The 13611-nt window shown below is 69.3% G+C and carries 8 protein-coding genes; all 8 read left to right on the top strand.

All coding sequences use genetic code 11. The features are described from left to right. Window position 1: 1 nt before the first annotated feature. The 8 genes from bcsA (at window position 2) to NRG74_RS12000 (ending at window position 13519) form a co-directional block, all read left to right on the top strand. Window positions 2–2200, top strand: coding sequence for a UDP-forming cellulose synthase catalytic subunit (gene bcsA, locus NRG74_RS11965; protein ID WP_257704023.1), 2199 nt, complete (start codon window positions 2–4; stop codon window positions 2198–2200). After that, complete coding sequence (gene bcsB / locus NRG74_RS11970; protein WP_257704025.1) at window positions 2197–4431, top strand: cellulose biosynthesis cyclic di-GMP-binding regulatory protein BcsB; 2235 nt, start codon at window positions 2197–2199, stop codon at window positions 4429–4431. The genes bcsA and bcsB overlap by 4 nt, the downstream gene beginning before the upstream one ends. A gap of 3 nt (window positions 4432–4434) precedes the next feature. After that, window positions 4435–8217: a cellulose biosynthesis protein BcsC gene (locus tag NRG74_RS11975; RefSeq protein WP_257704027.1), complete on the top strand. Its 3783-nt coding sequence runs from the start codon at window positions 4435–4437 to the stop codon at window positions 8215–8217. A 14-nt stretch (window positions 8218–8231) separates the two neighbouring features. Continuing rightward, a complete protein-coding gene (locus tag NRG74_RS11980) occupies window positions 8232–8897 on the top strand; it encodes a cell division protein FtsQ (RefSeq protein ID WP_017642524.1) in 666 nt (221 codons plus the stop codon). Between the two features lie 35 nt (window positions 8898–8932). Further along, complete coding sequence (locus NRG74_RS11985; RefSeq protein WP_257706589.1) at window positions 8933–9544, top strand: alginate O-acetyltransferase AlgF; 612 nt, start codon at window positions 8933–8935, stop codon at window positions 9542–9544. 13 nt (window positions 9545–9557) lie between these two features. After that, the gene (locus tag NRG74_RS11990; RefSeq protein ID WP_184291670.1) at window positions 9558–10973 is read left to right on the top strand and encodes an MBOAT family O-acyltransferase; all 1416 of its coding nucleotides are present in this window, start codon (window positions 9558–9560) and stop codon (window positions 10971–10973) included. 10 nt (window positions 10974–10983) lie between these two features. Next, the gene (locus NRG74_RS11995) at window positions 10984–12129 is read left to right on the top strand and encodes an alginate O-acetyltransferase AlgX-related protein (protein ID WP_064307947.1); all 1146 of its coding nucleotides are present in this window, start codon (window positions 10984–10986) and stop codon (window positions 12127–12129) included. Between the two features lie 61 nt (window positions 12130–12190). Further along, window positions 12191–13519: a bifunctional DedA family/phosphatase PAP2 family protein gene (locus tag NRG74_RS12000; RefSeq protein WP_257704033.1), complete on the top strand. Its 1329-nt coding sequence runs from the start codon at window positions 12191–12193 to the stop codon at window positions 13517–13519. Window positions 13520–13611 lie beyond the last annotated feature (92 nt).

Raw genomic sequence — 13611 nt, forward strand, 5'->3', positions numbered from 1 at the left:
CATGAGCGTTCTCGACCGCCTGGACCAGATTCGCCAGCGCCGCGCAGCGCGCAGTGCCGACGTCCCACCCGCAGCGCCGGTAGCGCCGGCCTGGCTGCAGCTGCTCGCCTGGACGGCCGCCGCGCTGCTGGGCGCCCTGCTGGTGAGCGTACCCCTGGCGCTGGAAGAGCAGGCGCTGTTCGCCGTCGGCTGCTTCGTCGCGGCCCTGCTGCTGCGCCGGCTGCCCGGGCGGCTGCCGGTGATCGCGCTGATCCTCTTGTCGCTGCTGGCGTCGCTGCGCTACCTCTACTGGCGCCTGACCAGCACCCTGGGCTTCGAGACGCCGCTGGAAATGGTGCTCGGCTACGGGCTGGTGGCCGCCGAGCTCTATGCCCTGGCGGTGCTGGTGTTCGGCTATCTGCAGACCATCTGGCCGCTGCGCCGCACACCGGTGCCGCTGCCGGCCGATCCGGCCGCCTGGCCCACCGTGGACGTCTTCATCCCCACCTACAACGAAGCCCTGAGCATCGTGAAGCTATCGATCCTGGCGGCCCAGGCCATCGACTGGCCGCGCGACAAGCTGCGGGTGCACGTGCTCGACGATGGCCGCCGCGAGGACTTCCGCCACTTCTGCGCGACCGCTGGCGTCTCCTATTTGGTGCGCGAGAACAACGAGCATGCCAAGGCCGGCAATCTCAACGCGGCGCTCAAGGTGACCGATGGCGAGTACATCGCCATCTTCGATGCCGACCACGTGCCGACGCGCTCCTTCCTGCAGGTCTGCCTGGGCTGGTTCCTCAAGGATCCGCAGCTGGCCATGCTGCAGACGCCGCACTTCTTCTTTTCCCCGGATCCCTTCGAGAAGAACCTCAAGACCTTTCGCACCGTGCCCAACGAGGGCGAGCTGTTCTATGGGCTGGTGCAGGACGGCAACGACCTGTGGAACGCCACCTTCTTCTGCGGCTCCTGCGCGGTAATCCGGCGCACCATGCTGGAAGAGGTCGGCGGCGTGGCCACCGAGACGGTGACCGAAGACGCCCACACCGCGCTCAAGCTCAATCGGCTCGGTTACAACACCGCTTACCTGGGCATTCCCCAGGCCGCCGGTCTGGCCACCGAAAGCCTGTCGCGCCATATCGCCCAGCGCATCCGCTGGGCACGCGGCATGGCGCAGATCTTTCGCATGGACAATCCGCTGCTGGGCAAGGGCCTCGCCCTCGGCCAGCGGCTCTGCTACCTCAACGCCATGCTGCACTTCTTCTATGGTCTGCCGCGCCTGGTGTTCCTCACCGCGCCACTGGCCTATCTGCTGTTCAGCGCGCAGATCTTTCACGCCTCGGCACTGCTGATCACCTGCTATGTGCTGCCCCACGTGCTGCATTCCAACCTGACCAACTCGCGCATCCAGGGCGAATTCCGCCACTCCTTCTGGAACGAGGTCTACGAGACGGTGCTGGCCTGGTACATCCTCAGGCCCACGCTGCTGGCGCTGATCAACCCGCGGCTGGGCAAGTTCAACGTCACCGACAAGGGCGGCATCATCGCCCGCGACTACTTCGACTGGGAGCTGGCACGGCCCTACATCGTGCTGCTGGCGCTCAATCTGCTCGGTTTGGGGGTGGGCATCGGCCGGCTGTTCCTCGGCGATCCCGAAGCGGTGACCACGGTGGCCATCAATCTGGTCTGGACCCTCTACAACCTGGTGATCGCCAGTGCCGCGGTGGCCGTGGCGAGCGAGACGCGCCAGGTACGCGCCGAACCGCGGGTGGCCGCCGCCCTGCCGGCCGGACTCGTCCTCGCCGATGGCAGCCGCCTGGCGTGCACTACCCTGGACTTCTCCCAGAGCGGCGTTGGCCTGCAGCTACCCGAGGGTGTGCAGGTGCCCGAGGGCAGCGCGGTCGAGGTGGAACTCAGCCGCGACGGTCGCAGCCGCCGCTTCCCGGCCACCGTGGCCTTCAGCCGCGCCGGCGCGGTGGGCACCCGCTTCGCCGAGCTCAGCGTCACCGAACAGCGTGAGCTGGTGCGCATGACCTTTTCCCGCGCCGATCTCTGGGCCGAGGCCTGGGGCAATCATCGCCCGGATTCCCTGCTGGGCTCGCTGCGCGAGGTCAGTCTGATCGGCCTGCGCGGCATCGCCGATCTCAATCGCAACGTCTGGCGCCTGAGCCGACCTTCCCGGCGCACGGCGCCCTCCTCTTCCGCCTCCCTGGACCGCCCATGACCGTGTCGCTTCGTCTCGCCCCGCTCCTGCTCGCCACCCTGGGTGCCGCACCCGCCATCACCCTGGCCCAGAGCGCACCCCCGGTGGCCGTGGCCATGGCCGGCAGCGGCTACGACAACAGCTTCAAGCAGCTCGGCGCGGTCTATCCCTTCAATCTGCGCGGCATCGACAGTCGCGACGGGGTCAGCTTCGATATCCGTGCCGACGAGATCGTCAGCGCCGCCAAGGTGACGTTGAACTACACCTATTCCCCGGCGCTGCTGCCGGAATTGTCCCAGCTCAATGTACTGGTCAACGACGAGGTCGCCGCCAGCATTCCGCTGCCCAAGGAGACCGCCGGCACGCCCCAGACCCGGGTGGTGGATATCCCGCCGCGGCTGATCACCGAGTTCAACCGGCTGAGCATCCAGCTGATCGGCCACTACACCATGCAGTGCGAAGACCCGCTGCACTCCAGTCTTTGGGCCAAGGTGAGCAACGGCAGCCGCCTGGACATCCAGGTCAACCGCCTGGACCTGGCGCCGGATCTGGCGCGCCTGCCGCAGCCGTTCTTTGATCGCCGCGATGCCCGCCCGCTGGAGCTGCCCTTCGTCATCGCCGGAGCGGCGGACAACGGCACCCTGGAGGCCGCCGGCACCCTGTCGTCCTGGTTCAGCGCTCTGGCCAGCTATCGCGGCGCCCGCTTTCCCAGCAGCCAGAGCGCCTTGCCGGCCAAGGGCAATGCGGTGGTGCTGGTCACCAGCGAAGAGCGCGCCAAGACCCTGGGCCTGAGTCTGCCGGCACCGACGGCGGCGCGGGTCGACATCCTGGTCAACCCCTTCGATCCCCAGGGCCAGCTACTGGTGATCTCCGGGCGCGATGCCAACGAACTCAAGCGCGCCGCGAGCGCCGTGGCCCTGGGTCACCAGACCCTGTCCGGCCAGGGCATGACCATCGAGACCCTGCAGGCGCTGCAACCGCGCAAGCCCTACGATGCGCCCAACTGGCTGCCCAGCGACCGACCGGTGCGTCTGGGCGAGCTGGCGACGCCCAAGGAGCTCGCCGTCTCCGGCTACGCGCCGGGAACGGTGACCGTGCCGCTGCGACTGCCGCCGGACCTGTTCCTCTGGCGCAACCAGGGGTTGCCGCTGCACCTCAGATACCGCTACACCCCGCAGCCGGTGGCGACCAATTCCTCGCTGCTGGTGAGCTTCAACGACCGCTTCGTGCAGTCCATCCCCCTGCCGTCCCAGGAGCACCTGGACCAGGGCTTGCTGGGTCTGATCAAGGACGAGGAATTGCCCCGCGAGGCCGAGGTGCGGCTGCCGCTGGATGGGGAGGCACTGCAGGCCCGCCTGCAATTCCGCTTCATGTACGACTACCTCAAGCAGGGTGAATGCCGCGACGTCATCATCGACAACATGCGCGGCACCCTGGAACCGGACTCGACCCTGGATCTGTCCGGCTATCGGCACTTCATCGCCCTGCCCAACCTGGGCGTGTTCAAGGACAGCGGCTTTCCCTTCACCCGCCTGGCGGATCTGAGCGAAACCGCGGTGATCCTGCCCGATGCGCCCAGCGCGGCGGAGATCGACAGCTACCTGAACGTGCTCGGCCGCTTCGGCAGTTCCACCGGCTATCCCGCCACCGCGGTCACCGTGGCCCGCGCGGGCGAGGTCGAGGGTCTGGCCGACAAGGACCTGCTGCTGATCGCCAGCGGCGCCGACCAGCCGCTGCTGCAACGCTGGGCCGCCCAGTTGCCGGCCGGCTTCGCCGGCAACAGCCAGCGCTTCGAGGTTTCCGACCTGGCGTTCAAGGTGCGCCAGTGGTTCAGCAGTGACAACGCGGCCAGCCTGGCGCGCAGCCGCGCGGCCCTGAGTGCCAGTGGCGGTGCCGGCACGGCCTTCGTCGCCGGCTTCGAATCGCCGCTCAGGAGCGGTCGCAGCGTGGTGGCCCTGGTCGCCGCCCGCCCCGAAGGTCTGGCCGACATCAGCCGCGCCCTCACCACCCGGGAAGACTATGCCCAGGGGCTGCAGGGCAGCCTGGCCATGGTGCGTGGCCAGCAGGTGCAGAGCCTGGTGGCCGACGAGACCTATCACGTCGGTAGCCTGGGGCCGCTGCTCTATGTCCGCTGGCAACTGGCTCGCCACCCGCTGTTGATGCTGGGCTTGAGCGCCCTGGGCGTGGCCTTGCTGGCCGGCCTGCTCTATGCGGCGCTGCGTGCCCGTGCCCGTCAACGGCTGGAGCGCTAGACCATGATCCGCACGCCACTGTTGGCTACCCTGCTGACCGGTCTCCTGCTGCCGCCGCTGGCCCTGGCGGCCGGCACGCCCGAAGCGCTGCTCATCGAGCAGGGGCATTTCTGGCAGGCACGCAAGAACGCGCCCCGCGCCCAGGAGACCTGGAACAAGCTGCTCGAACTGGATGCGCAGCAGCCCGAGGCGCTCTACGGCCTGGGCCTGATCGAGGTACAGGCTGACCGGCTGTCGGCGGCCCAGGCCTATCTGCGCCGCCTGCAGGCGCTCAAGCCCCTGCCCCAGCAGGCCTTGCAACTGGAACAGGACATCGCCCTGGCCAGTGGCGACAATCCGCAGCGCCTGGTGGATGCCCGCCAGTTGGTCAGCGAAGAAAAGCCCGTGCCGGCCCTGGCGCTCTATCGCCAGCTGTTTGGTGGTCGACTGCCCCAGGGCGATCTGGCGCGGGAGTACTACGACATCCTCGCCTATACCCCCAATGGCTGGCAGGAAGCGGGTCCAGGCATCGAGCGCCTGCGCAAGCTGCAACCTGCCGACCCGGCGCTGATGCTGATCCAGGCCAAGCACCTGGCGCGTTTTCCGGCCAGTCGCAGCCGTGGCATCCAGGCCCTGGCCGATCTCAGCACGCGTAAGGACATCGGCGGCGAGGCCGCTGAGTACTGGCGCCAGGCCCTGGTCTGGAGCGGTCCGCCCGGTCCGGCCGAGGTGCCGCTGTTCGAGGCCTATCTACGCCAGCATCCCGACGACGCCGAGTTGCGCGCCCAGCTGGAAAAGGGCCGTGCCCTGAATCGCAGCGGCGGTCTGGATCCGCAACTGGCCCGCGGCATCGAGGCCTTGCGCCGCAATGAGCTGGGCGCTGCCGAAGAGGCCTTCCAGGCACGGCTCAAGACGGCACCTAACGACGCCAACGCCCTGGGCGGACTGGGCATCGTCCGCCAGCGCCAGGAGCGCTTCAGCGACGCCGAGGACCTCTTGAGCCGCGCCAGCCGCCAACCGGGCGGGGCGCGCTGGCAGGCACCCCTCGCCGAGGTGCGCTACTGGGCGCTGCTCGCCCAGGCCCGTCAGGCCCAGCAGAGCAACGACTTCACTACCGCCCGTGCCCGCGTGGAGCAGGCGCTGCGGCTGGACGCCAAGCGTCCGGAAGCGCCGCTAGCCCTGGCTGGGCTGCAGGCCCAGACCGGGCAGCTGGACGCCGCCGAGGCCGGTTATCGGCGGATCCTGCAGCAGGATCCGCGCAATCTCGAAGCCCGCCGCGGCCTGATTGACCTGCTGGCCGAGAGCGACCGTCCGGCCGAGGCCCTGCGCCTGATCGACACCCTGACCCCGGCCGAGCGCGCCAAGCTCGGCAATCTGGATCGGCTCAAGGCCACCCAGGCCCTGCAGGAAGCCAAGCTGGCCGAAGGTCGTGGCGATCTTCAGGGCGCCCGGCGCGCCCTGGAAGACGCTCGCCGCGCCGATCCGGACGACGTCTGGACGCTGCTCGCCCTGGCGCGCCTGCAACTGCGCCAGGGCCAGGCCCAGGCGGCCCGCCAGACCCTGGACAGTGGCCTGGCCAAGGATCCCCAACGCCCCGAGGCGCTCTATGTCCGCGCCCTGTTCGCCCTGGAGCAGCAGGATCCCGCGGCGGCGCGCGAGCTGCTCGGGCGCATCCCGTCGGCCCAGCGCACTCCGGCCATGAACGGCCTGGCCGCCGATCTCGACTTCGATGCCAGGGTAAGCGCCGCTCGCGACCTGGCCCGCCGCGGCCAGCAGCAGGCCGCACGCCGCCAGCTGGCGGCCCTGGAGCCGCAGGCCGGCGAGCGCGCCGCGGCCCTGGGTGGTCTGGCAGCGGCCTATGCCGAGGCTGGCGATCCCGAACGCGGTCTGCGCCTGCTGCGCGATGTCCTGGCCCGCGAACGCACGCCCGATCCCGCCCTGCGCCTGCAATATGGCGAGGTGCTGCTGCGCAGTGGCGCCGACGACGAGGTCAACGCCCTGCTGCACGACCTCCAGGGGCAGCGCCTGAGCGCCGCGCACCGTCAGGGCTATGAAGACCTGCTCTATCGCTATCGGGTGCGCCAGGCCGACCAGCTGCGCGAGCGCGGCGATCTGGTCACCGCCTACGACACCCTCGCGCCGGCCCTGGCCCAGCGCCCGGACGATGACCTGGCCAATGCCGCCCTGGCGCGGCTGTACCTGGCCAATGGCGAGGCCGACAAGGCGCTGCGCCTCTATGAGCCCCTGTTGCACCGCGCGCCCGACAATCCCCGGCTGCAACTGGGCGCGGCCGATGCCGCCGTGCGCGCCCGGGACAGCGCCTATGCCGAACGCGCCCTCGAACGTGCCGTCACCCTGGGCGCCGATGACGTGGCGGTGCTGACCGAGGCCGCGCGTCTCTATCGCGCCCTGGGCCGCGATGGCCGGGCCACCGAACTGCTGCGCCAGGTGGTCGCGGTGGAGCGCCGCGACGCCGAGACCGCGCGGCCCCTGGCCAGCGCGCCGGCCAATCCCTTCGGCACGCGGCGCGGCAGCGCCACCCTGGCCAGCCAGGCCATTCCGCCCACCGCCGAGCAGTTGCTGGCGGCGGCCAAGGCTGCGCCCCTGGCGGACGCGCCCGCCGCCCCGCAGGACAGCGCCGCCGAACGCGCCCTCGACGACCTGCTGCAGACGCGCAGCGCGCGGATCACCCAGGGCCTGACCGTGCGCAGCAACGATAACGAGCGCGGCCTGGGCAAGCTCACCGACGTGGAAGCGCCACTGGAGATCGACTTCCCGCTGGGCGACGTGCGCCTGGCCGTGCGGGTGACCCCGGTCAGCCTGAACGCTGGCAGCGTCGGCCGCGATGCCCGCAGTCGCTTCGGGGGCGGTCCGGCCGCCACCCAGGCCGCGCCGGAGGGTTCACCGGGCAGCCAGAGCGACAGCGGCGTGGGCCTTGCGGTGGCCTACAGCGATCCGCAGCTCGGCCTCAAGGCCGACGCCGGCACCACGCCACTGGGCTTTCGCTATTCGACGCCAGTGGGTGGGGTGAGCCTGGACCGGCCGCTGACCGATAACAGCCGCTATACCCTCTCGGCCTCGCGCCGCGCGGTGATCGACAGCCTGACCTCCTTCGCCGGCAGCGAGGACGCCCGTACCGGCCAGCAATGGGGCGGCGTGACCGCCAATGGCGTACGCGGCCAGCTCGGCTACGACGACCGCCAGTTCGGTGCCTATGCCTATGCCTCCTGGTACCGGCTGCTGGGCAATCATGTCGTCGACAACAGCCGCACCGAATTGGGCACCGGGCTGTACCGCTATCTGATCAACAGCGAAGACAGCCGCCTGACGCTGGGCCTGTCCCTCACCGGCATCGCCTACGACAACAACCAGGCCTTCTTCACCTATGGCCATGGCGGCTACTTCAGTCCGCAGCGCTTCTATGCCCTGGGCGTGCCCCTGACCTGGTCGCAGCGTACCGATCGCTGGACCTGGCAGCTGCGCGGCGCGGTAGGCGTGCAGCGCATCGTGCAGGACGGCGCCGATTTCTATCCGGCCGACGCCCGGCTGCAGGCCGCGGCGAGCCAGGCGCTCGGCGCCCCGGCGGTCTATGGCGGCCAGAGCAAGACCAGTATCGGCTACAGCCTCCTTGGCGCCACCGAGTACCAGCTCGGGCGCCAGCTGTTCGTTGGCGGCAACCTCGGCGTCGACAACGGCCGCGATTTCCAACAGCTCAATGGCGGCCTCTATCTGCGCTATACGCTGGATCCCCAGGACCGCGCACTCACCTTGCCGGTCAGTCCCTATCGTTCCCCCTACGACAACTGATTCACGGAGTTCCCATGGCAGCCAGCCTTCTCACCGGCCTTACCATTCTCATGATCGGCGACAGCCACCTGGCCACCCCCGACTACCTGATCGGCGCCCTGCAGGACAGCCTGGTGCAGCAAGGCGCCAAGGTGCACACCCTGGGTATCTGCGGCACCAACGCCGGCGACTGGCTCAAGGTCACCCCCGGCACCTGCGGCGGCGCCGAGCGGCGCAACGGCGACAAGGCCGTGGTGCTCGGCGGCAAGGCCGCCACCCAGCCGATCAACGAACTCATCGCCGCCGACAAGCCCGACCTGGTGCTGATCGTCATGGGCGACACCATGGCCAGCTACACCAACCCCAGCTTTCCCAAGACCTGGGTCTGGCAGCAGACCACCAGCCTGACCAAGGCCATCGCCGCCACCAAGACCCACTGCGCCTGGGTCGGCCCGACCTGGGGCACCGAGGGCGGCAAATACGGCAAGACCTTCGACCGGGTCAAGCTGATGTCCGGCTTCCTCGCCAGCAACGTCGCACCCTGCAGCTACATCGACTCTCTGAGCTTCGCCAAGCCCGGTCAGTGGGCCACCATCGACGGCCAGCACCTCACCGGCCCGGGCTACAAGTCCTGGAGTTCGGCCATCGTCGACGCCCTGAACAAGCTGCCCGCCGACAAACTTAAGGGAGCCGCCCAGTGAAGGCCCTGCTGCTGCTCGGCCTGCTAGTGAGCGGGATGGCCCAGGCCGAGGTGTCCCTCTATCCCACCGGCCCCAGCGAAGACTCGGCTTTCCTCAGATTCGTCAACGCCGGCAGCGAGCCGCTGGCGCTACAGGCCTCCGGCTCCGCCGCACGGCTGCAACTGGAAGCCGCCAAGCCGGTCTCCGACTACCTGACGGTGCCGGCGACCAAGGCCATCCAGGGCGAACTGGTCCAGGGCGCGGCCAAGGCCCCGCTGGAGCTGACCGTGGCCGCCGGTGAATTCGCCACCCTGGTGGTCCTGCCCGGCAGCCCGCTGGTGCAGCGCCTGGTGCGCGAGCAACCCGACGACTTCAACGCCCTCAAAGCCTCGCTGGCTTTCTACAGCCTGGATCCGCAGTGCGCGAACCCGGGGCTGCAGGCGGCCGGCCGCAATGCCGAGATCTTCAAGAACGTCGCTGACGGCACCCTCCAGCGCCGCAGCCTCAACGCCGTGGCGCTCAAGGTGCAGCTGACCTGCGCCGGCCAGGCCACCGGTGACGCCCTGGACCTGGGCGAACTCAAGGCCGGCGAGCGCTACAGCGTGCTGCTGCTGCCCGGCGCCGCGGGTCCGCGGTTGCTCGCCACCCAGGACGCTATCGCCCACTAAGGACAGCCGCTCGATGGTCTTCGCCTCGCTGGAATTCCTCACCCTCTTCCTGCCGCTGTTCCTGCTGGTCTACGCCCTGGCGCGGCCCGGCGGGCGCAACGGGGTGCTGCTGGTGGGCAGCTGGCTGTTCTATGGCTGGCTGAGTCCGCTGTTCCTGCTGCTGCACATGGCCCTGGCCTTGCTGGCCTGGGTCGGCGGGCTACTGGTGGATCGCGCGCGCGAAGGCTCAAGGACCCGGCTACGGCTGCTCGCCGGGCTGATCGTGCTCAACCTGGCGGTGCTCTGCTGGTACAAGTACGCCAACATCGTCGCTGCCACCTGGAGTCAGGTGCTGGTGAGCGCCGGCGCCCTGCCGCTGGACTGGCAGAAGGTGGCCTTGCCGGCCGGGCTGTCCTTTATCGTGCTGCAGGCCATCTCCTACCTGGTGGATGTCCACCGCCACGTGGTGCCGGTGGAGCGCAGCTTCGTCAACTACGCCACCTACATCTCCATGTTCGGCCACTCCATCGCCGGGCCGATCATCCGCTACGACTGGGTGCGGCGCGAACTCAACCAGCGCTGGTTCACTCGTGAGAATTTCGCCCTCGGCGCGCGCCGTTTCATGATCGGCCTGTGCATGAAGGTGCTGGTGGCCGACACCTTGTCGCCGCTGGTGGATGTGGCCTTCCACCTCGATCAGCCGTCCTTCGTCGACGCCTGGATCGGCTGCCTGGCCTATTCGCTGCAGCTGTTCTTCGACTTCGCCGGCTACAGCGCCATGGCCATCGGCCTGGGCCTGATGCTGGGTTTCCACTTCCCGGAAAACTTCAACCGACCCTATCTCGCCCGCAGCATCCAGGACTTCTGGCGGCGCTGGCACCTGTCGCTGTCCAGCTGGCTGCGCGACTATCTCTACATCTCCCTGGGCGGCAATCGCGGCGGTCGCTGGCGCACCTATCGCAATCTCTTCCTGACCATGGCCATCGCCGGCCTCTGGCACGGCGGCGACAGCTGGAACTACCTGCTCTGGGGCATGCTGCACGGCCTGGCGCTGTGCCTGGATCGCCTCTGGGACGAACTCGGTGGCCGCCCGCTGCCGCGTCCCCTGGCCCACGGCCTGACCCTGCTGTTCGTGGCCCTGGCCTGGACACTGTTCCGCGCGCCGGACTTCGCCACGGCGCTGTCGATGTACGCCGGTCAGTTCGGCCTGCACGGCTTCGCCCTGGGCGATGCCCTGGCCGTGACCCTGAGACCCGTGCACGGCCTGGCTGCCGCCCTGGGTGTGGCCTGCGTCCTCGCCCCGCTGTGGCAGGCGCGCATCGAGGCGCGTCTGCCTGGCAGCGCCCTGCTGCGCGGTGTCGGTGCCTTTTGGCCGATAGCCGGCTTCCTGCTCTGCTTCGCGCTGATCGCCAGCCGCGAAGCCGTGCCCTTCCTCTACTTCCAGTTCTGAGGCCGCCGTCATGAGCGCTCCCGCCCTGCCGCCCTCGCCCGCCCCGCAGCCGCCCAGTGTCACCAGCACACGCCTGGCGCCCCTGGCGGGAATCGTCTTCGCGCTGTTCCTGGCACTTGGCCTGGCGTCCTGCGCCTGGGCGCTGCTGAGCGAGCGCCTGTCGCTCTGGCCGGAGCGGGTGGATCGCCACGCCCTGCTCGAAGGCGAGCTCACCCACCATATCGCCAAGGAGCTGGCCAAGGCGCCGCTGCCGGAAGCGGCTGCCCGCCTGGAACGGGGCGCCAGCTGGCTGCTGCTGGGCGATACCGGTCCGCGGGTACGTCAGGGCTGCCCTGGCTGGCTGTTTCTCGCCGAAGAACTCGACGTCCCGCGCCAGGCGGCCGCCAATGCCCGGGCCCGCGCCCAGACGGTGATCGAGCTGCGTCAGCAACTAGCTGCCCGGCACATCCAGCTGCTGGTCACCGTGGTGCCGGACAAGAGCCGCATCGCCGCCGACCAGCTGTGCAGCCTGCACCGACCGGCCGCCTTCGCCAGCCGCGTCGCCGACTGGACGCGGCTGCTCAGCGCCGCCCAGGTGCCGGTGCTCGACCTCACCGCGGCACTCGCGCCCCTGGGCAGCGCCGCCTTCCTGCGCACCGACACCCACTGGAACGAGACCGGTGCCGAGACCGCGGCCCGCGCCCTGGCCACCCATATCCAGGCGCTGCCCTTCCACGCCACTCCGGCGCGGGCCTTCAGTCGTACGCACCTGGCGCCAGCGCCGCGGCCCGGTGACCTGGTGCGCCTGGCCGGCCTGGACTGGCTACCGCCGCGCCTGCAACCCGCACCCGAGGTCCTGCGGCTGACCCAGGTCGACAGCCGCGCCGCGGCCGGCGCCAGCGATGATCTGTTCGGCGACGGCGACCTGCCCAATGTCGCGGTGATCGGCACCTCCTTCTCGCGCAATTCCAATTTTCTGCCCTTCCTGGAACAGGCCCTGGGGGCCAGCGTCGGGCGCTTCGCCAAGGACGGCGGGCATTTCGCCGGCGCGGCGCGGGACTACTTCGACAGCCCTGCCTTCCGACAAACCCCGCCACAGTTATTGGTCTGGGAAATTCCCGAGCGCGATTTACAATCTCCCCGCCCCGAGGCGTTGCGTCTCGATCCGCGTCCTTGAGGCAACCAAGGCTTTCCCCATGGGTCTGAGGACGCAGCCCTTAGCCCCAGGAAGCCTTTCGATGACGGAACTGTTCGCCGGCCTGACCCAGTGGATCACCCATCACAATGAGTGGCTCGGCGTTGCCATCTTCGTCGTAGCCTTTCTCGAATGCCTGGCCTTGGCCGGTCTGGTGGTGCCCGGCACGGTGGTGCTGTTCGCCATTTCCATCGCCGCCGGCAACGGCGCCATGAGTCTCTTCGACACCCTGCTGCTGGGCTTCCTGGGTGGCATCCTCGGCGATGCCGTATCGTATTTTCTCGGCCGCCATTTCCACGAACGCATTCGCCGCCTGCCGGTCCTGCGTACCCATCCCGAATGGATCAGCCGCGCGGAAGACTTCATCCACAAGTACGGCGTTGCCAGCCTGCTGGTCGGCCGCTTCATCGGCCCCTTGCGGCCCCTGTTGCCGCTGATCGCCGGCATGCTCGACATGCCCGTGGTGAAGTTCGCCGCCGTCAGTCTGGTGGCCGCGACTGGCTGGTCGATCGCGGCTCTGGGCCCAGGCTGGGTGGCCGGGGCGGCCTTGCGCCTGCCGCTGCCCGAGGGCTTCTGGTATCAGGCGGGCCTCGTGACGGGCGGCACTGTGCTGCTGGCGACCGTCATCGCCCACGGCGCCTGGCGCGAGCGGGCCGGCACCACCCTGCTCAGCGGTGCGCTCTGCCTGGTCGGTCTGCTGGCCCTGCTGTTCGGCTGGCATCACCTGCGCGCCTTCGACGAGGGCCTGATGGCGCTGGTCCAGGAGCATCGCGAAGGCTGGCTCAACCTGGTCGCCGTGGTCATTACCCGCATGGGCGATTTCCGCACCCAGCTGATCCTCGCCGCGGTGCTGATTCTGGTGCTGGCCGCCTTCCGCCAGTGGCGGCCGCTGCTGTTCGCCCTGGGCACCACCCTGGGCACCGCCCTGGCCAATGGCCAACTGAAGAACCTGCTGGCCCGTGCCCGACCCGACGTGCTGGCCGAGCCGCTCACCACCTACAGTCTGCCCAGCGGCCACAGTTCGGCCTCCTTTGCCTTCTTCTTGACCCTGGGCATCCTGGTCGGCCGCCGCTACGGGCCACGCGGGCGCCTCGCCTGGCTGGTGATCGCGGCCCTGCCGGCCGCGCTCATCGCCCTCAGTCGCGTTTATCTGGGCGTGCACTGGCCGACCGACATCCTGGCCGGCGCTCTGCTCGCCGGGGGCTTCTGCGGCCTTAGCCTGGCGCTGTTGCAAAAGACCGGCGGCAATCGCCTGGAACCCGTTCCGACCCGGACCTGGTGGGTACTGTTGCCGCTGATCCTGCTGATCCTGGCTTTCGCCGCGGGCTGGGCCTTGCCGGAGGCCATCGAACGTTACGCGCCCCGCCTGTAGCGCCACCCCGAACTAAAAAAACCTGTCGCGGTCATGCAGTTCTGGTGCAATTGTGGTCTGAACGCCTGGAACGGCAGCAGTGGCTGGGGAGA

It is taken from the genome of Pseudomonas oryzihabitans, from assembly GCF_024652905.1.
Taxonomy (GTDB): Bacteria; Pseudomonadota; Gammaproteobacteria; order Pseudomonadales; family Pseudomonadaceae; genus Chryseomonas; species Chryseomonas benzopyrenica.

Coding starts and splice junctions, on each gene's coding strand:
- NRG74_RS11985 (WP_257706589.1), top strand. CDS start 8,933: ATGGCCCAGGCCGAGGTGTCCCTCTATCCCACCGGCCCCAGCGAAGAC.
- NRG74_RS12000 (WP_257704033.1), top strand. CDS start 12,191: ATGACGGAACTGTTCGCCGGCCTGACCCAGTGGATCACCCATCACAAT.
- NRG74_RS11980 (WP_017642524.1), top strand. CDS start 8,232: ATGGCAGCCAGCCTTCTCACCGGCCTTACCATTCTCATGATCGGCGAC.
- bcsA (WP_257704023.1), top strand. CDS start 2: ATGAGCGTTCTCGACCGCCTGGACCAGATTCGCCAGCGCCGCGCAGCG.
- NRG74_RS11990 (WP_184291670.1), top strand. CDS start 9,558: ATGGTCTTCGCCTCGCTGGAATTCCTCACCCTCTTCCTGCCGCTGTTC.
- NRG74_RS11995 (WP_064307947.1), top strand. CDS start 10,984: ATGAGCGCTCCCGCCCTGCCGCCCTCGCCCGCCCCGCAGCCGCCCAGT.
- bcsB (WP_257704025.1), top strand. CDS start 2,197: ATGACCGTGTCGCTTCGTCTCGCCCCGCTCCTGCTCGCCACCCTGGGT.
- NRG74_RS11975 (WP_257704027.1), top strand. CDS start 4,435: ATGATCCGCACGCCACTGTTGGCTACCCTGCTGACCGGTCTCCTGCTG.